At 38.5% G+C, this 23693-nt stretch carries 24 protein-coding genes and 1 tRNA gene; 8 read left to right on the forward strand and 17 right to left on the reverse strand.

Going from position 1 to position 23693, the window contains the following annotated elements; genetic code table 11:
- Positions 1–78: 78 nt before the first annotated feature.
- The 4 genes from MKX14_RS01505 to map all read right to left on the reverse strand — a co-directional run bounded on the left by MKX14_RS01505 (position 79) and on the right by map (position 5389).
- Positions 79–1293 (reverse strand): MFS transporter, encoded by a 1215-nt coding sequence (locus MKX14_RS01505; protein WP_119685355.1) that lies wholly within the window; start codon positions 1291–1293, stop codon positions 79–81.
- Between the two features lie 170 nt (positions 1294–1463).
- The gene (gene crnA, locus MKX14_RS01510) at positions 1464–2810 is read right to left on the reverse strand and encodes an MFS transporter (protein WP_046811654.1); all 1347 of its coding nucleotides are present in this window, start codon (positions 2808–2810) and stop codon (positions 1464–1466) included.
- 404 nt (positions 2811–3214) lie between these two features.
- Complete coding sequence (locus tag MKX14_RS01515) at positions 3215–4357, reverse strand: OmpW/AlkL family protein (RefSeq protein WP_002118130.1); 1143 nt, start codon at positions 4355–4357, stop codon at positions 3215–3217.
- 207 nt (positions 4358–4564) lie between these two features.
- The gene (map, locus tag MKX14_RS01520; RefSeq protein WP_108011233.1) at positions 4565–5389 is read right to left on the reverse strand and encodes a type I methionyl aminopeptidase; all 825 of its coding nucleotides are present in this window, start codon (positions 5387–5389) and stop codon (positions 4565–4567) included.
- A 210-nt stretch (positions 5390–5599) separates the two neighbouring features.
- On the opposite strand from map, the gene rpsB reads away from it, so the two are divergent.
- The 6 genes from rpsB (at position 5600) to MKX14_RS01550 (ending at position 9970) form a co-directional block, all read left to right on the forward strand.
- Positions 5600–6352 carry a 30S ribosomal protein S2 gene (gene rpsB / locus MKX14_RS01525; protein ID WP_002118204.1) on the forward strand — a complete coding sequence of 251 codons (753 nt, stop codon included), beginning with the start codon at positions 5600–5602 and terminating at the stop codon, positions 6350–6352.
- A 137-nt stretch (positions 6353–6489) separates the two neighbouring features.
- Positions 6490–7365, forward strand: a complete 876-nt coding sequence (gene tsf / locus MKX14_RS01530) for a translation elongation factor Ts (protein ID WP_002118238.1) — start codon at positions 6490–6492, stop codon at positions 7363–7365.
- Positions 7366–7430: 65 nt separating this feature from the next.
- The gene (locus tag MKX14_RS01535; protein WP_057070211.1) at positions 7431–7916 is read left to right on the forward strand and encodes a DUF3465 domain-containing protein; all 486 of its coding nucleotides are present in this window, start codon (positions 7431–7433) and stop codon (positions 7914–7916) included.
- Between the two features lie 105 nt (positions 7917–8021).
- Positions 8022–8846, forward strand: coding sequence for an AraC family transcriptional regulator (locus tag MKX14_RS01540; RefSeq protein WP_240281585.1), 825 nt, complete (start codon positions 8022–8024; stop codon positions 8844–8846).
- 88 nt (positions 8847–8934) lie between these two features.
- Positions 8935–9651, forward strand: coding sequence for an AzlC family ABC transporter permease (locus MKX14_RS01545; RefSeq protein WP_240281586.1), 717 nt, complete (start codon positions 8935–8937; stop codon positions 9649–9651).
- Between the two features lies 1 nt (position 9652).
- Complete coding sequence (locus tag MKX14_RS01550; protein WP_108011227.1) at positions 9653–9970, forward strand: AzlD domain-containing protein; 318 nt, start codon at positions 9653–9655, stop codon at positions 9968–9970.
- Positions 9971–10013: 43 nt separating this feature from the next.
- Here the strand turns inward: MKX14_RS01550 and MKX14_RS01555 are convergent, their stop codons facing one another.
- The 11 genes from MKX14_RS01555 to exoX all read right to left on the reverse strand — a co-directional run bounded on the left by MKX14_RS01555 (position 10014) and on the right by exoX (position 19174).
- Entirely contained in the window at positions 10014–10463 is a 450-nt protein-coding gene (locus MKX14_RS01555) for a DUF962 domain-containing protein (protein WP_002118194.1), read from the reverse strand.
- A 574-nt stretch (positions 10464–11037) separates the two neighbouring features.
- Positions 11038–11649, reverse strand: a complete 612-nt coding sequence (locus MKX14_RS01560) for a septal ring lytic transglycosylase RlpA family protein (protein WP_046811649.1) — start codon at positions 11647–11649, stop codon at positions 11038–11040.
- 289 nt (positions 11650–11938) lie between these two features.
- Complete coding sequence (mltB, locus tag MKX14_RS01565) at positions 11939–12940, reverse strand: lytic murein transglycosylase B (protein WP_240281587.1); 1002 nt, start codon at positions 12938–12940, stop codon at positions 11939–11941.
- Between the two features lie 19 nt (positions 12941–12959).
- Positions 12960–14102, reverse strand: coding sequence for a rod shape-determining protein RodA (gene rodA / locus MKX14_RS01570; protein ID WP_046811647.1), 1143 nt, complete (start codon positions 14100–14102; stop codon positions 12960–12962).
- Positions 14103–14228: 126 nt separating this feature from the next.
- Positions 14229–14879 (reverse strand): hypothetical protein, encoded by a 651-nt coding sequence (locus tag MKX14_RS01575; protein WP_002118229.1) that lies wholly within the window; start codon positions 14877–14879, stop codon positions 14229–14231.
- Positions 14880–14902: 23 nt separating this feature from the next.
- On the reverse strand, positions 14903–15715 hold the full coding sequence (queF, locus tag MKX14_RS01580) for an NADPH-dependent 7-cyano-7-deazaguanine reductase QueF (protein ID WP_240281588.1): 813 nt from the start codon (positions 15713–15715) through the stop codon (positions 14903–14905).
- Entirely contained in the window at positions 15712–16485 is a 774-nt protein-coding gene (gene yadH, locus MKX14_RS01585; protein ID WP_002118099.1) for an ABC transporter permease, read from the reverse strand. The genes queF and yadH overlap by 4 nt, the downstream gene beginning before the upstream one ends.
- Entirely contained in the window at positions 16482–17417 is a 936-nt protein-coding gene (yadG, locus tag MKX14_RS01590) for an ABC transporter ATP-binding protein (protein WP_017386538.1), read from the reverse strand. Before yadG ends, yadH begins: the two co-directional genes overlap by 4 nt.
- A 117-nt stretch (positions 17418–17534) precedes the next feature.
- Positions 17535–17611: transfer RNA gene (locus MKX14_RS01595), tRNA-Arg, on the reverse strand.
- Positions 17612–17713: 102 nt separating this feature from the next.
- Positions 17714–18343, reverse strand: coding sequence for a hypothetical protein (locus MKX14_RS01600; RefSeq protein ID WP_240281589.1), 630 nt, complete (start codon positions 18341–18343; stop codon positions 17714–17716).
- Positions 18344–18487: 144 nt separating this feature from the next.
- Positions 18488–19174, reverse strand: coding sequence for a putative quorum-sensing-regulated virulence factor (exoX, locus tag MKX14_RS01605; RefSeq protein WP_032004601.1), 687 nt, complete (start codon positions 19172–19174; stop codon positions 18488–18490).
- A 249-nt stretch (positions 19175–19423) separates the two neighbouring features.
- Between exoX and MKX14_RS01610 the strand changes: the two genes are divergently transcribed.
- Complete coding sequence (locus tag MKX14_RS01610) at positions 19424–20653, forward strand: alpha/beta hydrolase (RefSeq protein WP_240281590.1); 1230 nt, start codon at positions 19424–19426, stop codon at positions 20651–20653.
- A gap of 23 nt (positions 20654–20676) precedes the next feature.
- On the opposite strand, the gene MKX14_RS01615 is transcribed toward MKX14_RS01610, so the two are convergent.
- Positions 20677–20838, reverse strand: a complete 162-nt coding sequence (locus MKX14_RS01615; protein ID WP_081312894.1) for a hypothetical protein — start codon at positions 20836–20838, stop codon at positions 20677–20679.
- Positions 20839–20898: 60 nt separating this feature from the next.
- Between MKX14_RS01615 and glyA the strand changes: the two genes are divergently transcribed.
- On the forward strand, positions 20899–22152 hold the full coding sequence (glyA, locus tag MKX14_RS01620) for a serine hydroxymethyltransferase (protein ID WP_002118126.1): 1254 nt from the start codon (positions 20899–20901) through the stop codon (positions 22150–22152).
- A 61-nt stretch (positions 22153–22213) separates the two neighbouring features.
- Here glyA and MKX14_RS01625 read toward each other — a convergent pair whose 3' ends face one another.
- On the reverse strand, positions 22214–23689 hold the full coding sequence (locus tag MKX14_RS01625) for an efflux transporter outer membrane subunit (protein ID WP_240281591.1): 1476 nt from the start codon (positions 23687–23689) through the stop codon (positions 22214–22216).
- Between the last annotated feature and the right edge of the window lie 4 nt (positions 23690–23693).

Below are 23693 nucleotides of genomic sequence, written 5' to 3' on the forward strand. Positions count from 1 at the left end.
GTTTGTTTCCACAAAATGATTGAACAGGCCAGCAGAGTAATCACGAGCAAAGTCATAATTGTTTTCAAAAGTAAGGCATTATGCGTCATGAATAACAGCCTCCTCATTTACAAAGAAATGTACGATTACCCCTAATATACTCAAAGCTATTGAACATAGCCAAATCGCATTGTAATTACCTGTTAAGTCATGGTTAACACCGCCAAGCCAACCGCCAAAGAAAGAACCGACTTGATGGGTGAAAAACACAATACCACTTAACATTGAAAGGTATTTAACACCGAACATATTCGCGACAATGCCATTGGTAAGTGGAACTGTAGAGAGCCATAAAAGTCCCATAATGACGCCAAAAGCATATACCGTATAAGTGCTTAGAGGTAATAGTAAAAATGCGATGATTGCGATGCCTCGGCTACCGTAAAGCGCCATTAATAATTTAGGTTTTGAGAATCGATCTCCTAGCCAACCTGCTCCATAAGTTCCCACAATATTAAATAGTCCTACTAGTGCCAGAAACACAGTTCCTGTAGCTGCATCAAAGCCGTGATCGATTAAATAGCCTGGTAGATGAACACCTAAGAAGACCACCTGAAATCCGCAAACTAAAAAGCCTAAAGCTAACCACCAGAACGGCTTATGTTTTCTAGCAATATTCAGTACTTGTTTAAATGTGAGCTGAGGTTGAGCAATTGCTTTTGGCGTTTGATTGCTTGGTCCTTTTAGCATCCACGCTAGGGGAATGATAAGCGCAATTAACAGCGCACTCACCATTAAAGCTGACGACCATCCTACTGTTTTAAGCAAGAGAAGGGTGGAAGGTAGCATAATAAACTGACCAAAAGAGCCTGCTGCACTGGCAATACCCATTGCCATACTTCTTTTTTCTGGAGGGGCAGCTCGGCCTACTGCACTCAGTAAAACAGTAAAAGAGGTTGCTGATAAAGCTAAACCAATAATAAGACCTAAGCTTAAATTCAAAATGAGTACACTTGAACTAAAAGCCATTAAAAGTAGGCCTAGGGTATAAAGTAAACCACCAACAGCAACTACAACTTTACTGCCATATTTATCTGCAATTGCTCCAGTAAAAGGCTGAACAGCTCCCCAGATCAGGTTCTGCATGGCTATCGCAAGACTAAAAACATGCTGTCCCCAACCAAATTCATGGCTCATTGGTACAAGGTAGAGACCGAAACCATGACGGACACCTAATGAAAGGGCCAGAATAATTGCACTGCCAATCAGCATATAGATGAGGGACTGAGAAAATTGGTTGCCAGTTTTAGTCATGATTAATGGAAAATTATAATAATGATGATTTATTGTAGAAGATATATCGAAAAATATCGATATAGTTGGAGGGAATATTTAAGAAGAATTAAAAAGTTCTTAAGGATCTTATTTTATGAGAAGAAAATTAAAGAAGCAGACATCATTTTGATCTCTGCTTCTTGTAAAAATTAAGCAGCAGAGTTACGTTCCAGTAATGCTTGTTCAAAAAGGACTTGTTCTTTTTCTTTATGTTCAGTCGTGAAGCGAATTAGAATTACGCTACAGCCTGCGACCATAACCAAACCACCTAAAATAAATAGACAAGTTTGAACATCTAGCAAACCCTTTAATAAGAAACCAGCTGCAACAGCACCCACATTGCCACCTGCGCCAATAATGCCTGCAACACCACCTAAAGCATTACGATCAATAAATGGTACGAGAGCGTATGTCGCGCCACAAGCCATGTGAGTAAACAAGGCAAAAATGGTCATGGAAATAATTGCAAGAGCAACCACATTCATTTGAGAGAAAAGAATTAAGAATAAGCCTTCACCTAAAATCATGAGCACTAGTACTTTAGTGCGGCCATCTAAACCTTTTTTGAGTGCGACTTTATCGGAAATAATACCGCCAAGTGCACGAGCAAAGAGTGCAAGAAGACCAAATATCCCCGCGGTTAAACCAGCAGTTTTTAAATCCATTTTGAATTGGTCGACATAGTACATTGCTGCAACGTTATGGATAAAAATTTCAATCCCGAAACATGCACCGTAAGCCACAAATAAAATCCAGACACGGTAGTTGCGAGCAGCTTGCATTAAAATAGCCATACCACCTTTTTTACCACTGCCAACTTCAATACCTTGTGCGCGGACTTCTTTAAAGTTTCCTTGAGGGCAGTCTTGGGTGAGTTTCCAATAAAGAATACCAACAATGACCATCATTACGCCTGGTACGATTAATGCAACACGCCAGCCCATAGTTTGTTCGACACCGAACATAACAATTGCACCGAGCAATAAAGGCATTAGAGCTTGGGTTGCACCACCACCAGCATTACCCCAACCAGCTGCCGCAGCATTTGCTGTACCTACAACGTTAGGTGCAAACATAACGCTTGTATGGTATTGCGTAATAACAAAGCTTGCGCCAATTGCACCAATTAGTAAGCGGAAGAATAAAAAAGACTCATAACTGTTAGCAGCAGCAACGCCAAATACAGGAATACTGCCAAGCAAGAGAAGAGCTGTATAGGTAATCCTCGGGCCATATTTATCACAAAGTGGACCGACAGCAAGTCGTACTAAAATCGTAATTGCAACGGCGGCAATATTGATATTGGCAATTTGGTCTTTGGTTAAGCCGAACTCACCTTTAATAACAGGCATTAATGGTGCACAAGCAAACCATGCGAAGAAGCACACAAAGAATGCGAGCCAAGTCATGTGGAAAGCGCGCATTGCAGGAGTAGAAAAGCTAAATAATTTTATTTCAGTTGCTTTTTTTGCATCTAGATTGATATTTGAAGACATACGCCGTCCCTCTGAACTGAACGAAATTTTAATTTGCATGGCAATTTATTGCCTATCTGCAGACCGATCAGAGCGGACATCGTTGGCCGTCTTGGTTTATTCATTGAATCATCGTTGACTCATCTTGCTATGAATAAAGCAAAGCTTGTGCCAAAAAATTAATTTTACTAAAAAGGAAAAATTACTTTCTAATTCTATTGAGTTAGTTTATTAAAAATAAAATTAATTAAAAAACAGAAATAAATCAGTAAATGCTCATAAGAGAGGAAGGCAGTAATTTTTTTCAATCGGCTTTATAAAAGTGCTCATTTTTTTAGCATTTTGATTTAAAAAGAAGCAAAATGTGGAAAAAAGAAAGCTATAAAAACATGCATAAGTTTTTATAGCTTTGGGTGACATAAAAATTAGAAGCGATAACCAATACCGGCATAACCTAAAATTGGATTAATTTCGATATCTGCTTTTGCATTAATTAATTCACCATATTTGGCATCATTGACTGTAATGGTCGTATCCGTTTTTAAGTGAGCGTAAGAGACAGAACCAACCGCATACCATTTGTCATTGAAGTCATAGGTGAAACCCAAAGTTGCTACGGGCGCAATTGCGTCAGATGCCTCAAGGTCTACTTTAGGATCACCAGAACTTTTTTTACGGTCAAGAGCAGCCCCAGCTTTACCATCTTTAATATTCACAATCATATGACCTGCATTGATTAAATCATTTTCAATTTCAGGATTCATTTCCAGTTCACTGAAATAGGCATACATCACACCTAGTCCAACATAAGGTCTAAACTTATTTACGCCAGTCTTGCCAAAATGGTACTGAAGTTCAAAAGCTGGTGTCCAGGCACGAGCTGATGCAGCACTTCCATGGGCTTCAAGATCGGTAATAAAAATATTATTTTTAAGCGGTAGGTCTCCGACAATTACACCTAAATCTTCTGGAGTGGCTGTACCCGTAAGAGGGGCATAGATTTTACCTTTACCTTGTAGATCGACTTTAGGCGGAATGCCAGCTTTCACTTCTAATGAAACATTATCTGTAAAGAAATAACTTGTCATTAAACCTAGTGTTGTTACATCATCAGCTTCAAGACCAGTACCAGGATTATCCCAAGAGGAGAGGCCATTAATTACTGCAGAGCCTGCGGTATCTGCTCTTAGATACTGAGCTCCGTCATCACCTTTATAAGATACGATACCAGGCAACCCTAGGTTAAGAAGTGTATTTCTCTCGAAATCTAATACACCTTTGAGTAATGCCTTTTTAGCTGTTGCATTTGGTTGTGATTCATCAATGGAATTTAATACTGAATCACCTTTTACATCTCCTACTCTTGTTTTTGTTCCTTCTGCGATTGCAGTATTTACATGTAAAGGCTGAGCTTTTCCTGTTGGTTTGACATATAAAGGACCAGCAGAGACAGAAAAACGTTTGAAGCCATCGCCATCTTTAAAACTAAAATATGGTGAAGCGGCATAAGTGAATGTTGGCAGAGCAAAAAAGGCAGCTGTCATACAAAATAATGACTTTTTCATCATAAAAGGACTCCATGTCCGACATTTGTTTACTGATTTTTATTGAGCCCACCATACCGTGTTTTATGGAATAGATTGTGTATTAAAAATTAATAATTGTAATTTTTTTTGAAGTATTCGTTTATATTTAGAAAGATTTATTAATAAAGAGTACATAATAAATAATAAAAGGCTACACAAAGTAGCCTTTTATTTAAGTTTGTTAAAATATTAATTGAAGCGAGATAAGTCTTCTTCAGGACGAGCAGTTAAGACTTCAATGCCTGTTTGGGTAACTAAAATGGTATGTTCATACTGAGCTGAAAGTTTATGGTCTTTGGTTACGACAGTCCATTTGTCACCTAACAATTTAGTTTGCCATACGCCAGCATTTACCATAGGTTCAATTGTAAAAGTCATACCTGCTTCCAGACGCATACCTGTACCAGCTTGACCATAATGGAGTACTTGAGGTTCATCATGGAAAACAGTTCCAATACCGTGACCACAATATTCGCGTACTACACTAAAACGTTCTGATTCGACATACTTTTGGATTGCGTGGCCGATATCACCTAAATATGAACCATCTCTAACAGTTGCCATCCCACGATACATCGCTTCTTGAGCAACTTTGCATAGACGGTTGGCTAAAATAGAAGTTTCACCACCAACGACATACATCATGTTGGTATCGCCGTGATAACCATCTTTAATGACAGTAACGTCAATATTAAGGATGTCACCATTTTTTAAAATTTTATTTTCAGAGGGAATACCATGACAGACAACATGGTTAACCGAAGTACAAATAGAGTGTTGAAAAGCAGGGCGCCCAGGAGCTCCACCATAGCCTACACATGCAGGAATAGCATGTTGCACATTTTCAATGTGATTACGACAAATGGTATCAAGTTCAAGTGTATTTACACCTGCCTTAATATGTGGCTTGATCATCTCTAGAACTTCAGCCGCCAGTCGTCCTGCAATGCGCATTTTTTCAATTTCATCTGGAGTTTTGATTAATCGACGTGGAGCTGTATAAGTACTGTTCATGATCTCTAAAAACTTTTGGTAATTTACAAGTGTCTATGGTATAAATAGCCGCCCATTTTATCAAATGCTTTTCGTGAATATCTTTTGCGAACAATTTTGATAGATGGAGTAAAAAATCCGCACATATATCGTCACATTACTCTGGGTGCCCGTAAAAAGGTGGAGAATGCGGATATATGGAGGCCTAACCCAACTTTTAAGGTAAAGAAAATGGCAGATTACAACGTAAGCATGCGCGACCTTCTTCAAGCAGGTGCGCACTTTGGTCACCAAACTCGTTTCTGGAACCCAAAAATGCGTCAATACATTTTTGGCGCGCGCAACAAAATTCACATCATCAACCTTGAGCACACTGTTCCTGCGTTAAATGATGCTTTGAACTTCGCTAACCAATTAGCAAGCAAAAAGAACAAAGTTTTGTTCGTTGGTACAAAACGTGCTGCTTCTAACATCATCCGTGAACAAGCTCAACGCGCTGGTCAACCATATGTAGATCACCGTTGGTTAGGTGGTATGTTGACGAACTGGAAAACACTTCGCCAATCTATCAACCGTTTAAAAGATCTTCAAACTCAATCTCAAGATGGTACTTTTGCTAAGCTTACTAAACGTGAAGCTTTAGAACGTGCTCGTGAGATGGAAAAACTTGAGCGCTCTTTAGGCGGCGTTAAAAACATGGGTGGTTTACCTGACGCATTATTTGTAATCGACGTTGATCACGAAGCGATTGCAATCAAAGAAGCTAAGAACTTAGGTATTCCTGTTATCGGTATCGTTGATACAAACTCTAACCCAGACAACGTTGATTACGTTATTCCTGGTAACGATGATGCGATCCGTGCAGTAACTCTATATGCTTCAGCTATGGCTGACGCAATTCTTGCTGGTAAAGAATACGCTCAATCTCAAGCGAACGCTCAAGCAAAAGGCGATGACGCTGCGAAAGACGCTTCTGAGGCTTAATGCGTTTTGACGCAGGCTTGTCATTTTTGCGACATGTAATGGTGGCAAATTAAGCGTCGAGAGTGCAAACGGCCCAGAGTTTCTTTGGGCCGTTTTTGTTGAAAAGATTTATTTTCTACCGATTTTAGGAGATCAACATGACTGCAATTACTGCAAGCATGGTAAAAGAATTACGTGACCGTACTGGTCTTGCAATGATGGAATGCAAAAAAGCATTAACAGAAGCGAACGGTGACATCGAGCTTGCTATTGATAACCTTCGTAAATCTGGTCAAGCTAAAGCTGCTAAAAAAGCTGGTAACATTGCTGCTGACGGTGCAATCACAATCGTTCAAGAAGGCAACAAAGCAATTTTAGTTGAAGTTAACTGTCAAACTGACTTCGTTGCTAAAGACGAAAACTTCTCTAACTTCTCTAAAGCAGTTGCTACTGCTGCTTTAGCTGCTGGTGAAACTGATGCTGCTAAAATCGCTGAATTAAAATTAGCAGACGGTCAATCAGTTGAAGAAGCTCGTATTGCACTTGTTCAAAAAATCGGTGAAAACATCCAAGTTCGTCGCGCGAAAATCGTTGAAGGCGAAAACTTGGCTATCTACAAACACGGTTTAAAAATCGGTGTTGTAGTTTCTTATACTGGTGATGCTGATACTGGTAAAGGTATTGCAATGCACGTTGCTGCATTCAACCCAGTAGCTGTAAATGCTGAAGCTGTTCCTGCTGACCTTATCGCTAAAGAAAAAGAAATTGCTGAAGCGAAAGCGTTAGAATCTGGTAAGCCAGCTAACATCGTTGAGAAAATGGTAACTGGTTCAGTTGATAAATACTTGAACGAAGTTGCTCTTGATCGTCAAATGTATGTAATCGATAACGACAAGAAAGTTGCTGATGTATTAAAAGCAACTGGTACTACTGTTGCTGAATTCGTACGTTTCGAAGTTGGTGAAGGTATTGAGAAGAAAGCAGAACTTAGCTTCGCTGAAGAAGTTGCTGCTGCTCAAGCTGCTGCGAAGTAATTCGTATCACAATAAAAAAAGCCCCATTGGGGCTTTTTTTATCTCATTTAAAATAAGGGTATACAATGACAAATAAAAAAAATCTCAGTATTGGTGGTGTGATTATTTTATTGATTGCTGCGTATTTTGGTCTGGATTTATCTGGGCATAAGCAAAGTCAATCACCATCATCAACTATACCCGCAGCTCAGCGTAATGAAACTACACTTTCAAATAATGGGGTGGACACTGTAAAAGCTGCTTATGAGCAGAGACAAAGTAATGTTCAAGTGCAGGGAAGTGGTCGAGTCAAAGCAATTTTAAGAGATGATAATGATGGGTCAAGACACCAGAAATTCATTCTAGTATTAAAAAATGGTCTTTCAATTTTGGTTGCACATAATATCGATTTGGCACCTAAAATTTCTAATCTAAATAAAGGTGACATCGTTGAGTTTTATGGCGAATATGAATACAACCCAAAAGGTGGTGTACTACATTGGACTCATCACGATCCACAAGGTCGTCATGAAGGTGGATGGCTTAAACATGACGGACAGATCTATCAATAAAGCTCACTTGAACGTTTAATCAGATTATTTTCATAGAGCAATTTTGTTCTATTCAGTTTATTAAAACATGCTATGGTTTTTTTATTGAATAGATGAGACGTATTTATGCAGCGGGAGCAAGCCGATTATCTGCATGTGCGAGAGTTGGGCGGTTTAGAGTTATTAAAAGCACATTATCACCAAACACAATTTTCAAAACATACTCATGAAGGGTACTGTATTGGTGTGATTGAAGAAGGAGCACAGTCTTTTTTTAGGACGGGAAAGCTACATGTAGCTCCTAAAGGCGATATTATTTTAGTCAATGCTGACGAGATTCATACTGGTTCATCGGCTGTTGAGTCAGGGTGGCGTTATCGAGCGATCTATCCAACACCTGAAATGTTGGCAGAAGTTAGTCAAGATTTTTTTGAAAATCCACATGGCGCACCATGGTTTCCTCAAGCCGTGATTCGCGACCTAGGTTTGGCTCAACAGCTTTGCTTGCTTTTTGATTTATTAGAACAAAAAGATAATTTTCTACTCAAAGAAACGATGTATTTAACAACTTTAGCTTGTCTTATGAAGAGACATGGTAAATCAAATCATACTTTTTGTGAGTTACCAGAAGCATATTCAAAAATATTAAGAGTTAAAGAATTACTTGTAGAAATGCCTGAAACAAACTTTTCTTTACAAGATTTGGCTGACATGGTCGGCTTGAGCGCTTGGCATTTCTTAAGACAATTTAAAAAATATGTAGGTTTGCCACCTCATGCTTGGCTTGTACAAGCACGTTTACAAAAAGCAAGACAGTTATTAAAACAGGGGAACCAAATTGCCATGGTGGCACAACAATGTGGTTTTTCTGATCAAAGCCATTTTAACCGTCACTTTAAAAAAGCAATGGGCGTCACACCCACTCAATATGTAGCAAGTTTGAACATATAAATAAATTAGTTTTAAAGCAATTTTATCCAATATAAGTCAGCACTCATCAAGCATGGTATAGAGATGTTTCTTATATTGGATTTTATATATGAATATTCAGCTTAATCAGCCAGTTGGGTTTTCAAAAAATAAGCCATCCTATTTATTTTTACGTGGTGCAATGGATATTTTACCATTGTCAATTTCTGTTATTCCGTGGGCAATCTTAGCGGGATCTATGGCAATTCATGCAGGATTATCTTTCTATAAAGCACTAGCAATGTCTGGACTCGTCTTTGCTGGAGCTGCTCAGTTGGTTAGCTTAAGCATGGCTATGGAAGGTGCATCTGTTTTTACAATTTATTTGACTATTTTCTTTTTAACGGCTCAGCATTTTATTTATGCATTAACTTTAAGAAATGACATTTCTATTTTGACCCTACCGAAACGATTGAGTTTAGGCTTTTTATTAACAGATGAATTGTTTGCGGTGAGTGCTCCATTTGAAAAAAGAAGTTCGGAATATCTGCTCGGAGCTGGACTGTGTTTTTATTTATTTTGGGTTGCTTTTAGTTTGGTGGGAATACTGCTGGCGACAGTGATACCTGATCTTTTAAATTACCATTTGGATTTTTCGATCATTGCTATTTTTATTGCCATGATTGTGCCGTTATGTAAAGGATTTCCGGTCATAGCTGGTGTGCTAACAACTTGTTTAAGTGGGTTTTTATTTAGATTTTATCAAATTGAGGGTGCGATTTTACTTTCAGGATTGATGGGAATGTTGATTGCTGTTTTAACTGAAAAAATGGGTAAGGAGCAATAATATGTCTTGGTTTATGATTTTAGGCTTGGCAGCAATCGTCTTTTTTAATCGCTATTATTTTTTAGAGCCCCAAGTAAAAATTAAATTGCCTCTTATTCTGAATAAGATGCTTAACTATTCTGCACCTTGTTTGTTAACTGCAATTTGTATTCCAGTTATTTTTTTCGATGGTGATCATTTAAGAGGCATGATAAATAATCCTTATATTTATGCAGCAATCTTTTGTATTGTAATCGCTATGTACCTAAAAAAAGTTCTTTTAAGTGTGATAGCAAGTTTAGGATTTTTTTATTTTATAAATTTTCTAATAAATTACTAACATGCAAAAGCTGAATCGAAAGGATTCAGCTTTAAGTTAATCTTTAAGCAAGAGCTTGTTTTTGTCTGCTTTTCCATTTAGGTAAGATTTTTGAGAGATAAGCATCCATACACCAAACTGGTCCAATTAGTAGGAATTGTAAATCTTTAAAGAACGAGGGCTTTTTGCCTTCGACTTTATGTCCGTAAAATTGTCCAACCCAAGCAATCACAAAAATAGCGATATAAAACCCGACTCCTACAGGTAGGGTATAAATGAGCCATGCCATAACAACAAGTAAAGCAGCCATTGCCACAGCAAGTACAAGATCTAAACGTGCATAAAATACTAAGGTCAACACAAGTAATAAAGCAGTAAGCAATGTGCTGAAATGTGCAATGATTCCAATAATAGAAAATAAAATGGCGGGAACGCAAAGCCAGTGAATTTGTTTATTGGTTGGATTTTGATGACTTTCGCTATATTCATCAAACCATTCAGTAATGGATTTCATTAGTAGCACACTCCTTGTTTTAACTTTGATTTATTTTTTGTGAGTATATTTTAGCCTGTTCTTGAGGATCTCGACAAGAAACTAACACTATTCAACTATAGGGAGCGTTGTATTAAAAATACCTAAGAAAGGGCAAGCGAAAAAATAATGTGACTGTGGTTGAAAAGGTGGTCAATTCGACCTCAATAATGGGACAATTTTTCATAATATTTTTTCTGTGTTGCTAGATGATGAAATCATCTAAAAAAGGGGGATTTTGAGATTGATAGGAAAATTGTATGAAAAAGCTCTACTCATCTACTCTAAAAACGCCATAAATAGCCTTTATTTTGGAAAAATGGTGCTAGGGTAGCGCGAATTTTTAAAAGACGCTCTAAACGCAAATTAGACGTAAAATTGGCTTATATTAAATAAACATAGTTTTTTGCTTAAAAAATATTCAAATTTAGAGCTGGATAAGGGGCAGAAAAAGAGGATTTTTTAACTTTAAGTTAGGAATTATTTTGATAACTTAAAATATAAAAAAGCCGCAGAAAAAATTGCGGCTTTTTACATGAACTCGAGAGGCTATAACTTATGAAGTTGGGCCATCAACACGCTCAATATTTACTTTAGCTGTTCCAGCATTGGTAATACCAAGACGTTTAGCTGCACCGTATGATAGGTCAAGTACACGGTTGCCATGGAAAGGACCACGGTCATTTACTTTTACAACCACACTTTTACCATTGTCTTTATTCGTTACTCGAATATAACAGTTCAACGGTAGGCTACGGTGAGCAGCAGTTAAAGCATTCATGTCGAATGTTTCACCACTTGCAGTTTTGCGACCATGGAATTGGCGGCCATACCAAGACGCCATACCAGTTTGGCTAAACTTACGAACAGTATTTGAAGCTACTGTGTTAAGTTTTTCAATCACTGAAGGCTCATCTTCAGGGATTTCAATTTTTGCTGCGATAGCTTGACGACGGATTTGATCGCCAGAACGTTCAGTGATTGAAAGACTGTTAATGTTAGAAAAACGAGAATTAAAGTTTTGAGTATCTTTACTCAATACACGTGCTGCTAAATTAGGACCATCTACATCACTGTTTAATGATGATGATTGCACCATTTCAGCGTGCAATGGGGCCATAGTTAAACTAGCCGTCAGTGCAAGAACGTATTTCAGCGATAACTGCATTTGTATAAACTCCTGAGAACATGTACTTTTTTCTTCCAGCCATTGACCGAAATTTAAAGTGAACATGCCTTATTATTCACTTTTGCAATTGCTATATTGGGGTGGATAATATTCATCGGTTACGGAGAGTGTCTAGTCTTTAACGAAAAATCTTTACAAAAAGGGCAAAAACTTACAGTTTTAGGTTAAAAAATAATCTAAATTGTAACAAATTATTAAAAATGTATATATTGTGATCTATTTAACAAAAATATTTATTGACTTTTATATAAAGTATAAAAAAGCTAGCCTATCGGCTAGCTACTTCGGTGCCTAATAACCATACAGCAGTAGCATACATGCGGCTCTTGTTATAAGTCGTAATCACTTGAAAATTCGGGTAAGTTAAATAGTAAATTGGACCATTATAGTCTTGTAATTGAATAACATTCACCATATCGAGATCATCAATTTTAACTAAAGGATTCAATGGAGAAATACCGAGTGTCTTTAATGCACCATATGGAAAAGGTTGCGTTAAGTCTTTAGCAATAATACTTTCTGGATTTGACCCAGTGTAACGTGCCATAAATCCAATCGGTTGATCGCGTTGCCAACCTTGTTTTGCTAAGTAGTTTGCAATTGATCCAATAGCATCTTCTGCTGAGTTTCTTAAGTCGATATGTCCATTACCGTCATAATCTACGCCATATTTACTAATATTGCTTGGCATAAATTGTGGATAGCCAATTGCACCTGCATAGGAACCTACAATACTATTTGTTGGATAGCCTTCTTTATAAGTCCATGCAATAAGAGCAGCTAGCTCATCACCAAAATATTCAGCACGGCGAGGGTAGCCAAAAGCAAGGGTAGCTAAAGCATCACGTGTAATAAAAGAACCTTTATTTGCACCATAACCTGTTTCAACGCCCAAAATACCTAAAATGACAGATTGAGCTACACCATATTGTTGTTCTGCGCGATTTAATGTATCTGCATATTGATTTTTAAAACGAACACCACGTTGAATTGTGCCTTCCACCAAGAACATAGAACGATAGTCATACCAAGGCTTACTTTCACCTGGGCGAGTCATAATATTTAGAATGTTTGGTAAATTTTTTGCACCACTCATGGCTGCATCGACTTGGACGCTACTTAAGCCATAAGCATTCATCGTTTTTTGTTTAAAATTCAAATAATCAGGATGTGTGGCAAAATCGTTGGCCTGAGCGAAATGACTTGTACTGATTAAACCAGTACACAAAGCGAGCATTTTTAAAGTTTTATTTAAGTGTTGAGACAACATATCGTTTTAAAATTCCAGATTATCGATGTGTATGAATGGACATGACTAAACCAAAGGTGGCCATTAAAGTAATAATAGCTGTTCCGCCATAACTCATAAAAGGTAAAGGAACACCTACTACAGGTAAAATACCACTGACCATTCCCGCATTTACAAATACATAAACAAAAAAAGACAAACCAAAGGCGCCAGCAACTAAACGTCCATAGTTATGGAAGCTTTGTAAACCGATCTGGAATGTTCTAAAAATAATGGCAAAATAAAGGATTACTAAAATAAGTACACCGATGAGTCCAAATTCTTCGGAGTATGCAGCAATAATAAAGTCAGTATGTCCTTCGGGTAAAAAGTGTAAATGTGATTGGGTGCCTTCAAGGAAGCCTTTACCTGAAAAACCACCAGAACCAATTGCAGTTTTAGATTGAATAATATTCCAACCCGTACCGAGTGCGTCTGCTTCGGGGTCAAGTAAAGTTAAAACCCTTTGGCGTTGATAGTCGTGTAAAAGAAATTCCCACGCAATCGGAATTACGATTGCTGCACATGCGGCAGCTGCCCCAATCATCCCCCATGATAGTCCACTTAAAAATAAGACAAATATACCGCTTGCTAATACTAAAAGTGATGTCCCTAAATCAGGTTGTTCTGCAATCAGTAAAAAGGGAATACCAATTAACATTAATGATAAAACAACTTGTGAAAAACTAGGGGGAAGAGGTTTTCGTGCTAAAAACCATGCAATCATCATCGGCATGCCGATTTTCATGAACTCACTGGGTTGGACACTTCCGAAACCCGGAATATCAATCCAGCGCTGAGCACCCATTCGGACTTCACCGAATACCATAACTGCCACAAGCGAAAATAGGCCGAACAAATAAAAGTAGGGGGAAAACGCTTGATAGACCTTAGGCGGAATTTGTGCTAGACCAAACATCACTAAAAAGCCAATACCAAAACTCATGGCTTGTTTACTGACCAGCCCTACATCCTGCGCCGAAGCACTATATAGTACGGTTAAACCTAATAGCGCATTTAACAGCAAAAATAGACATAACCACGGATCAATGTGGAGTTGTTGCCACCTTGATGGTTGCATAGCGGTGCTAAGACCATCTCGAGGAGCTTGGCGTAAAAACTTATATTGTGGGCTAGGAGACATGCGGCGTTAACTAGGTCAATCAGTGCTTGGCGCATGCTAACATAAACCTGATTAATGGCAATGTATATCAATATTTTGCAATAAAAAAACCTAGCTCTCGCTAGGTTTCCGATAGGCTATTTCTTATTAGTTAAAGAATAGACTTTCGTGATATTCAGCCATCGCTTTTAGTTCAGTGCGATTTAAGCTAGGGATGAGTTTGTCGATCGCAATATGGACTGCTTTTGTTACAGCTGCCGCACCAATATCAGCTGCTTTACGCTTGATCATGCCAAGGTCTAATGTCTTATTAAAATCAGACATAAAATGTTTAACCATAGCATCTCCAAACTGTTTATACAGTTCAGCCAATGCAGCTTTATTGATATCGTTACCCGCCTTAAGCTCAGTGAAGTTATGCTGAAGATTAGTGACTAAACTAGGATCTAGAGTTACACCTACTTTATATTGACCTTGTGGATCTTTAAATAAGCTTTTTTCAGAGAACTCTACTGACTGTTTAACAACATCGTTTGGCGCTTTGCTTAACAATTGTTTTAAAAGAACAGCGACTGTTGATTTGACATAGCCTGCTAGTTTTTCGGCAGTATCGCGCTTTTCACTTGCAGGGAAGTGCTGAACTAACTGAATTAAGACATTATCAATAATCTCTTCATTAAGTTGTAAAGCAATCTTATCGCGAAGTGGGTATAAAGGCTCACTAGAATTTTTGTTCGCAATTCCAGTTTGTATATCGTTCAATAAGCCTTCAGAAGGGGTAAAACCAAAAAACGGCATGGTGTATCCTCAAATTATTCGTTTTATTGTCGTGCCAATCGAATCGGTTTTGGCATCCATGAAAGATCCGATACTCGGCAAGGGTTAATATCAAGTCCGCCGCGACGAGTATAAGTTGCATAAACCATCAGCTTTTCAGGCTGCAAATTTTGCCAAATATCCGCAAAAATCTGCTCGACACACTGTTCGTGAAAGCCGTTATGCTGACGGTACGAGATAATATAAGCTAAAACACTACGATAACAAGGTTTTTTGCCCTTAAAACGGATAAAAACTGTACCCCAATCCGGTTGTCCCGTGACTGGGCAGTTACTTCTTAAAAGATGAGAATATAGTTCAATTTCTACTTCTTCATCAGACGTATCTCGTTTTAAAAGAGTCGCATCTGGATGTTGCTCTAAACGCTCTGGATCTAGGTCATCAATACAAATGCCTTGAGGCTTAGAAATCTCTAAATCATCTACTTGAAATAACGTTAACTCAACTTTTGCACCTGCCGCAGCTGAGAGATCTTTTTCAACCGTTTCAATAAACGACTGTTTAGAGTCAAACTGAGTGAAGTTGAGGCTATTGAAGTAAAGTTTTAATGACTTTGATTCAATCAAATTTGGTGAAGAAGCTGGTAGTGTAATTCTGCCAATAGCAACTTGCGGGATAGCATGAGCGTTTAACCATGAAATTTCAAAAACATGCCACCAATCTTTACCTTGTGTAATACCTTCAATATGCGAGTAGGCTTCACGAGACTGAGCACGAGCAATTGGAAATAAAACATCAGGTTGATAGTTAGTAGGATATTGAGTTTCTTTACCCAATAAAGACTGTTCGACACTCATTCACGCATTCCTGAACCACGAGCAAGTAAATAGTAAGCAATTCCGTAAAGTACAGCACAGCATAATGTCACAATGATTAAAGAGAACGTAACGTTCACGTCACTATGACCTAAAATACCGAAACGGAAAGCGTTAACCATATACACAATAGGATTAATTAAAGAAAGTTTTTGCCAAAAAGGGCCAAGTGCACTAATGGCATAGAACACACCACCTAAATAGGTCAAAGGTGTAAGGACAAATGTTGGAATAATAGAAATATCATCAAATGATTTTGCATAAACTGCATTAATAAAACCACCTAATGAGAAAAGAACCGATGTAATTAAGACTGTATATATAGTTACGAACCAGTTATGTATAAAAAGGTCTGTAAAGAACATACTCATTGTCGTCACAATTGCTCCGACCAATACACCACGGCAAATACCACCAATGACATAGCCCCACAAAATAATATGTAGTGGCACAGGACTCATAATCAGTTCTTCAATGCTCTTTTGGAATTTCACACTAAAGAAACTTGAAGATACGTTAGCATAACTGTTGGTAATAACCGCCATCATAATCAGGCCGGGTACGATAAACTGCATGTAGCTCACGCCGCCCATTTGTCCAATGCGCGAACCAACCAAATTACCAAAAATGACAAAGTACAAACTCATCGTGATTGCAGGTGGTAATAAGGTTTGTGGCCAAATGCGTAGAAATCGGCGTACTTCTTTGCGAACTAGAGTCCAGAGGGCAATTTGCAGTTGGCTAAAATTCATTTTGCCTCTCCTTCAAGATTTTTCTCAACCATTTTGACGAATAGCTCTTCTAGACGGTTCGATTTGTTTCGCATACTACGAACACGAATACCTTGTGATTCTAAAAGTTGGAATAAGTCATTTAATGTATGTGCCTTATCCATCGTCACTTCTAAAGTGCTGCTATCAATTAAGTTGAACTTCACACCAATAATATTTAACTGGAGTGGGGCAATAGGTTCTGCCAAATCAAAAATAAAAGATTCTTCACTCAGCTGGTTTAAAAAACTTTTCATGCTGGTGTCTTCTTTAATGACACCGCGGTCAATGATAGCAATTTGACGACATAACATTTCTGCTTCTTCGAGATAATGTGTAGTCAAAATAATAGAAGTACCGCTTTCGTTCATTTCGGTCAGAAAATCCCACATAGAACGGCGTAACTCAATATCTACACCTGCGGTAGGCTCATCTAAAATAAGAAGTTTAGGCTCATGCATCATGGCACGTGCAATCATGAGGCGACGTTTCATACCACCAGACAGCATGCGTGCTTGTATATTACGCTTTTCCCATAGACCTAGTTTTTCTAAATAATGCTCGGCACGTTTTTCTGCAATCTTTCTATGGATACCGTAATAACCAGCTTGGGTGACTAAAATATCGAACGCTTTTTCAAACTGTCCAAAATTAAATTCTTGAGGGACGACACCAAGTTGTTGTTTTGCCAAGGATGGATGAGTGTCGAGATTATGTCCAAAAATCTCAACTGTTCCTTCGGTTTTTTTCGTGAGGGAACTGATAATACCAATGGTTGTTGATTTGCCGGCACCATTTGGGCCTAACAACGCATAAAATTCACCTTCAGGCACAGTGAGGTTAATACCTTTTAACGCCTGAAAACCATTACGATATGTTTTGGACAAATCTCTTAAAACCAAAGCATCAGTCATGAAATTCTCACATTATGAAAGAGGGGTATATTTTGAGCGATAATGATTAATAAACCAAGTAAAATAGTCGGAATTTTATAAAATTGAGATAAATTTATGAAGTTATTATATATAAACTGGTGCGCTCGGCGGGGATCGAACCCACGACCCCAGGCTTCGGAAACCTGTACTCTATCCAACTGAGCTACGAGCGCACATGTGTGGGCCACATCATAGGAAAAAAACACCCATAGGTAAAGCACGAAATAGGTAACAAGTGAGTTTAATGCTTAATTAAACAGCAGCTTGTTGTTTTTTTAGATGCGTTGTTGAATAAGTTGAATTGAATAATTAATAGAATGAAGCGTATGTGCTAGCTCATGAGGTGGAATACGCGATTCCTGTAAGCTGGTAATCCATTGCATTTGGCACATTTTAAGCTCTTGAAGCGTTTTTATTTGCTCTATTTTCTGAATAAGTGGTTTTGCCATAAGCCCACAATATTGACTCAAGCTTTGCTTCATCAAATATTGTATTTCTTCAAAAGAGAGTGTTTGAACTGGAACTGGTGGCTGGGTAATTTCAGTATGTGAAAGTTGAAAAGATGATGATTGAGTAACCTGAATTTCACTAACTGTATCATCACTTTTATTATCATCTATAGTGCTTTTTTGATGAGCTTCTATTGTAGTTACGGATAATTGTTGGAAAGATATTTGTTCATTTAAGTCTGAATAATTTTCGCCAGAAGGAGCAATGAGTTTTAAGTCGATAAGCTGTTGAATAAGCTCTGGAGATGCAATACGTTTTTTAAATTCGCTATTTAAATTTTGAAAATCTTCGTGATCTATTAATAGTAGTAAACGTCTTTGTTTTGCATTTAAAGTAATGTTGCGTTGTTGAAGCGCGACTCTTCCTAAATTGGTTCGATAAAAACCAGCCATCATTCTTCCCCAAATAAAAAATAAATCAGACTGTCCAATTTTCTTGGTTGAACAGTACTGTTTTTAATAAAATATAAATGGGGTTAACGATAAAACTCAAAAATGACAATATGATGAAGAATTGATGAATATCATCTATTTAAGACTTTAAAATGCGCCTTCTAACGCTTTACGTAAATAGATGTCAAGTTCATCTTGACGTAATAACCATTGAATATAGTCTTTAGGAAGTTCAGCAATTGCTGTGCCTTTATGCTTACCAAAATTAATAGTCGTAGGGATACGTGCTTCTTCAGAAACTCGGTAAAGCTCTTCAATGTCTTGAATATTTAAATGATAGACAATATGCATCAAAATATTAGCAGTCAAAATAATATCCGCATCGGCTCGGTGCGCGCCTTTGAGCAATTCTCGCGCTTTACCGCTGCCTTGAGAAATCATATAGATGAGTGCAGAAATATTATGCGCTTCTGCTTCAGGCCAAGTTTTACGCGCTAAAGCTAGTGTACAAATCGGTTTGATATTCGATACATCCACACCACAACGAGCAATCGCTGCAATATCGTAATCAATATTGTGACCAATAATATAAGTTGTAGTCTCTGGCAATTTAAAAGTTTTATAGTGGGGCTGGTTTTCTAAATCTGACTCTAATATATGGTGAACTGCCATAGCCGCGTAAGAAATAGGGGTACCGACTTGATAGAGCTGATCAAACAATTTGCTCTTATCTAAAGTCAATTTGCCTTCATTAATTTCAATTGGGGCATACGCAATTTCAATAGGCAAACCATTTAGTGTATGTGTTTCTGTATCTAAAATAATGGTTTGCATAACTGGCCCTTTAATCAATCACGAGTAATCAAGAATGTTAACAGTTGGCTACCCACTTTAAAACATGAAGTGAGGCCTGAGAGTAGTGAGAACGTTAATTTATATTAAAAATAAAGTTTTCAGAGATTAATTTCATCCAATAGACCTTGCGGAAAATAAAGATTAGGCGTAAATATTTTTAAGACATTAGGAAATGTTGATTAAAAAACTAAAGCAAAACAAAAATGGAATTTAAGGGAAGATATACCAATGAAAATGAACCTATTAATGACGAGCGTTCTGAGCACGAGTTTATTTTTAGTCGCTTGTGGAGGAGGGAGTAGTGATGATGGCCCAGCTCCTACTAATCCATCTGGGACTCCAACCAATAATATTCAAAATCCAGTCGTTAAGGTCGAGGCTTACACAAGCACCAACTTAGGATCAGTTGCCGCAGAAAGTAGTATTTTGACTTATAAAATGTTGGGTCAAAGTGGTCAAGAAGTGCAGGCAACCAGTTTGGTATTTACACCAAACACTCCACCACCAGTAGGCGGTTGGCCAATTGTAGTCTGGGCGCATGGTACTACGGGTGTGGCAGATGCTTGCGCACCAAGTAAAGCAGCTTTAGCAGAAAGTACAAAAGATTTAATTAGTAAATTACTAACCGCAGGTTATGTTGTGGTCGCACCTGACTATGAAGGTTTAGGTACACCAGGTATACATCCATTTTTAAATGTTAAAAGTGAGGCTTTCTCAATTACAGATGCAGTGGTTGCAGCACGTAACTATTTATCACAACGTAATTTATTAACCTCAAAAAAATGGTTAACAGTAGGACATTCTCAGGGTGGGCATGCTGCATTAGGTGCTGCACAATATGCGAGCCGTGCACAACTAGACTATAAAGGTACAGTAGCGGTAGCACCTGCTTCTAATCTAGGGGGGATTTTAGTAGATGGAGAGGCGCAAGTTGCGAATGCACCGATAGATATTAAAATTGCAACCTATGCACAGCTTGATACATATACAGCTTTGGTTACAGCTGGCATTCGCAACACACAACCTGCCTTTAATTATTCACAAGTCTTTACTTCACAAATTTCAAGTATTGCCGCACAAGCAGAAAACCTTTGTTCAGGACCATTGTATGGAGCCTTTTATGAGGGTATGAGTAATTATGCTAAAGACCATAATGGCACACTAGATGGCTTTACACGTACACAACCTAATTTTATGGCTGTGCCGCTAGTTAAAACGTTTTTGGAAAAAGATTCGCAGCCGTTACAAGTAAAAGTCACGACACCGATCATCATTTATCAAGGGGTAGCAGATTCGACAGTACCTAAATTAGCAACTGATCTATTGATATTTAATGCCACTGTCGTAGGCACTAAAATTAATAGCTATGTGACGGGTAACTGGGATCATGGCACGGTGATGAGCAGTAATGTAGATAATATTGTTGGAAATGTTCAGTCTTTACTGGCAGCTCAATAGAGTTATTGATATTTAAAGACTTTTTAATATTGTTGTAAGTTAAAATTAACGATGGATAAATTTAAAATATAAGCTTTAAACGAGCTTTTTATTTGATTTATAAACAATGGCTCATTTTTTATAAAACTTGAGCCATTTTTATTTAAAACTGAGCTAACTTCATTCTGTTTAATTATAAAGTTCATGCTACAATATGCCGCAATCTTAGCACGGCTTAAAAGCCCTAATTTATAGGACCCCCGCTAATGTTTGCCAATATTTCCATTTCTGAATTTGATCCAGAATTAGCTCAAGCAATTGCTTCTGAAGGTGAGCGTCAAGAAGCACATATCGAGTTAATTGCATCTGAAAACTATTGCTCTCCTGCTGTGATGGAAGCGCAAGGATCAAAACTTACGAACAAATATGCAGAAGGTTATCCAGGCAAACGCTATTATGGCGGTTGCGAGTATGTGGATATCATCGAGCAAATGGCGATTGATCGTGCTAAAGAGCTTTTTGGTGCAGATTACGCAAACGTTCAACCACACGCTGGTTCACAAGCTAACTCTGCTGTTTATTTAGCGCTTCTTAACCCAGGCGATACTGTTTTAGGTATGAGCTTGGCTCACGGTGGTCACTTGACTCACGGTGCTAAAGTAAGCTTCTCTGGTAAAACTTATAATGCAGTTCAATACGGTCTAAACGCTGAAACTGGCGAGATCGATTACGAAGAAGTCGAACGTTTAGCATTAGAGCACAAGCCACGTATGATCGTTGCTGGTTTCTCTGCTTATAGCCGTGTTGTAGATTGGCAACGTTTCCGTGACATCGCGGACAAAGTTGGCGCTTACCTTTTTGTTGATATGGCTCACGTTGCAGGTCTTGTTGCTGCTGGCGTATATCCAAACCCAGTTCAAATTGCTGACGTAACAACAACGACGACTCACAAAACACTTCGTGGTCCACGTTCTGGTTTAATCCTTGCGAAAGCGAATGAAGAAATTGAGAAAAAACTTCAATCAGCTGTATTCCCTGGTAACCAAGGTGGTCCATTAATGCATGCGATTGCTGCTAAAGCAATCTGCTTCAAAGAAGCTATGTCTGATGACTTCAAAGCTTACCAACAACAAGTTGTGAAAAATGCTCAAGCTATGGCTGAAGTATTCATCGCTCGTGGTTATGATGTTGTTTCTGGCGGTACAGACAACCACTTGTTCTTGTTATCTTTAATCAAGCAAGATGTAACTGGTAAAGATGCAGATGCTTGGTTAGGTGCTGCTCACATTACTGTGAACAAAAACTCAGTTCCAAATGACCCACGTTCTCCATTCGTGACTTCTGGTATCCGTATCGGTACTCCAGCTGTAACAACTCGTGGTTTCGGTGAAGCTGAAGTTCGTGAACTTGCTGGTTGGATCGCTGACGTGATTGACAGCAAAGGTGACGAAAAAGTTATTGCTGACGTAAAAGCGAAAGTTGAAACTGTTTGTGCAAAATTCCCTGTATACGCACAATAAGTTGTAAATATAAAAAAAGCGCCGTATGGCGCTTTTTTTTATCAAGTTAATTAGATAAGAATTAACTTTTAGATTTTACCGATGACTCGGCATTATGCCAGCCACCACCTAATGCACGGATTAAATTTACACTAGCCATCATTTTAGTGCCGTTAAGCTGTGCAGAAAGTTGTTCTTGTTGCAAAATAGTCCGATCCGAATCAATCACATCAAGATAGCTAATAGCACCTTCTCGATAACGTAAATGAGACAATTGATTTGCATGACGAGAAGAGGAGAGTGCTTGATTTTGAGCTTGAATTTGCTGATCAAGTATTCTTTGATCTGATAAACCATTTTCAACTTCACGAAATGCATTCAATACAGTTTGGCGATAATTCGCAACGCTTTCTTCATAGGCAGCTCGTGCTTGAGCAACTCCAGCCTTACGTTGTCCGCCGTCAAATAATGGCAAAGACAAAATAGTACCTGCCACCGGGCCAAGTAAGAATGTACGGCTCGACCATTTACCCAACTCACCTAAACTTGATGATTCATAACCGAGTGCACCTGTTAGGTCCAGTTTTGGGAAGAAAGCAGCACGTGCAATTCCAATACGCGCATTATCTGCTGCCATAGCACGCTCGGCAGCCGCAATGTCAGGTCGTCTTTCAAGTAAAGCCGAAGGTAAACCTGCTGGCAGACGAATGCTGTTTGCAGTTAATGGTTGCATTGCCAAGCTAAACTCAGCAGGTGTTTTGCCTAATAATACTGCAAGAGCATGCTCTGCATTGGCTCGGTTACGAGCAATGTTCAGTGCATTGGTCTGGGCGGTAGCCAGTTCAGTCTGTGCGCGAGAAACATCTAATTCACTGACTAAACCATTTCTAAAACGTGTTTGAACTAAGTCTCTTGTCTCACCAAGCAGTTTAATAGTGCGATTATAAATTGCTTGTTCAGCATCTAACTGACGGATCAGGAAATAACCTTGGGCAACATCTGCTTGTAAGGCTAAAAGTGCCGACTGGTATAAAGCTTCTTGTTGCTGTACATCAGCTGTTGCTGCATTGACACTACTGGCAATACGGCCAAATAAATCGAGCTCATATGAAACATTGGCTTGAGCACGCCATAAGGTCTGTGCAGACGTATGGGCATTGTCATCTAAACCCAATGAAGCTGGAGATGGTTTTTGACGAGTTGGTCCAAAGCCAGCACCAATACTTGGCAAGCGTTCAGCTTGTGCTGCGGAACGTAACGCACGTGAAGCCTGAATATTAGCCGCTGCCGCTTTAAGGCTCTGGTTTCCAGAAATAGCTTGTTGTTCGAGCTCATTCAATTGAGCATCATTAAAAACACGCCACCATTCACCTCGAATCTGCTGATCAGCAGGTTGGGCAATTTTCCAGTTATTATCCTCAAGTTTTGGGTCAGACTCTTTAAATTTGACTGGAACTATCACTTTTGCAGGTTGATATTCTGGAGCCAAAGAGCAGCCTGCAAGCAGCAGGCTTCCCATGAGTGAGGACAATAATAAGCTTTGTTTTGCTGTAGCCATCAAA

Source organism: Acinetobacter pittii, from assembly GCF_022449185.1.
Lineage (GTDB): Bacteria > Pseudomonadota > Gammaproteobacteria > Pseudomonadales > Moraxellaceae > Acinetobacter > Acinetobacter pittii_I.

Excerpts from the sequence above, each read along its gene's own strand:
- MKX14_RS01610 (WP_240281590.1), top strand. The coding sequence starts at position 19,424 with ATGAAAATGAACCTATTAATGACGAGCGTTCTGAGCACGAGTTTATTT.
- crnA (WP_046811654.1), bottom strand. The coding sequence starts at position 2,810 with ATGTCTTCAAATATCAATCTAGATGCAAAAAAAGCAACTGAAATAAAA.
- MKX14_RS01600 (WP_240281589.1), bottom strand. The coding sequence starts at position 18,343 with ATGATGGCTGGTTTTTATCGAACCAATTTAGGAAGAGTCGCGCTTCAA.
- yadG (WP_017386538.1), bottom strand. The coding sequence starts at position 17,417 with ATGACTGATGCTTTGGTTTTAAGAGATTTGTCCAAAACATATCGTAAT.
- MKX14_RS01575 (WP_002118229.1), bottom strand. The coding sequence starts at position 14,879 with ATGCCGTTTTTTGGTTTTACCCCTTCTGAAGGCTTATTGAACGATATA.
- map (WP_108011233.1), bottom strand. The coding sequence starts at position 5,389 with ATGAACAGTACTTATACAGCTCCACGTCGATTAATCAAAACTCCAGAT.
- MKX14_RS01615 (WP_081312894.1), bottom strand. The coding sequence starts at position 20,838 with ATGAACTTTATAATTAAACAGAATGAAGTTAGCTCAGTTTTAAATAAA.
- mltB (WP_240281587.1), bottom strand. The coding sequence starts at position 12,940 with ATGTTGTCTCAACACTTAAATAAAACTTTAAAAATGCTCGCTTTGTGT.
- MKX14_RS01540 (WP_240281585.1), top strand. The coding sequence starts at position 8,022 with ATGCAGCGGGAGCAAGCCGATTATCTGCATGTGCGAGAGTTGGGCGGT.
- MKX14_RS01560 (WP_046811649.1), bottom strand. The coding sequence starts at position 11,649 with ATGCAGTTATCGCTGAAATACGTTCTTGCACTGACGGCTAGTTTAACT.
- MKX14_RS01505 (WP_119685355.1), bottom strand. The coding sequence starts at position 1,293 with ATGACTAAAACTGGCAACCAATTTTCTCAGTCCCTCATCTATATGCTG.
- queF (WP_240281588.1), bottom strand. The coding sequence starts at position 15,715 with ATGAGTGTCGAACAGTCTTTATTGGGTAAAGAAACTCAATATCCTACT.
- rpsB (WP_002118204.1), top strand. The coding sequence starts at position 5,600 with ATGGCAGATTACAACGTAAGCATGCGCGACCTTCTTCAAGCAGGTGCG.
- MKX14_RS01515 (WP_002118130.1), bottom strand. The coding sequence starts at position 4,357 with ATGATGAAAAAGTCATTATTTTGTATGACAGCTGCCTTTTTTGCTCTG.
- MKX14_RS01555 (WP_002118194.1), bottom strand. The coding sequence starts at position 10,463 with ATGAAATCCATTACTGAATGGTTTGATGAATATAGCGAAAGTCATCAA.
- MKX14_RS01545 (WP_240281586.1), top strand. The coding sequence starts at position 8,935 with ATGAATATTCAGCTTAATCAGCCAGTTGGGTTTTCAAAAAATAAGCCA.
- MKX14_RS01625 (WP_240281591.1), bottom strand. The coding sequence starts at position 23,689 with ATGGCTACAGCAAAACAAAGCTTATTATTGTCCTCACTCATGGGAAGC.
- MKX14_RS01550 (WP_108011227.1), top strand. The coding sequence starts at position 9,653 with ATGTCTTGGTTTATGATTTTAGGCTTGGCAGCAATCGTCTTTTTTAAT.
- glyA (WP_002118126.1), top strand. The coding sequence starts at position 20,899 with ATGTTTGCCAATATTTCCATTTCTGAATTTGATCCAGAATTAGCTCAA.
- yadH (WP_002118099.1), bottom strand. The coding sequence starts at position 16,485 with ATGAATTTTAGCCAACTGCAAATTGCCCTCTGGACTCTAGTTCGCAAA.
- MKX14_RS01535 (WP_057070211.1), top strand. The coding sequence starts at position 7,431 with ATGACAAATAAAAAAAATCTCAGTATTGGTGGTGTGATTATTTTATTG.
- rodA (WP_046811647.1), bottom strand. The coding sequence starts at position 14,102 with ATGTCTCCTAGCCCACAATATAAGTTTTTACGCCAAGCTCCTCGAGAT.
- tsf (WP_002118238.1), top strand. The coding sequence starts at position 6,490 with ATGACTGCAATTACTGCAAGCATGGTAAAAGAATTACGTGACCGTACT.
- exoX (WP_032004601.1), bottom strand. The coding sequence starts at position 19,174 with ATGCAAACCATTATTTTAGATACAGAAACACATACACTAAATGGTTTG.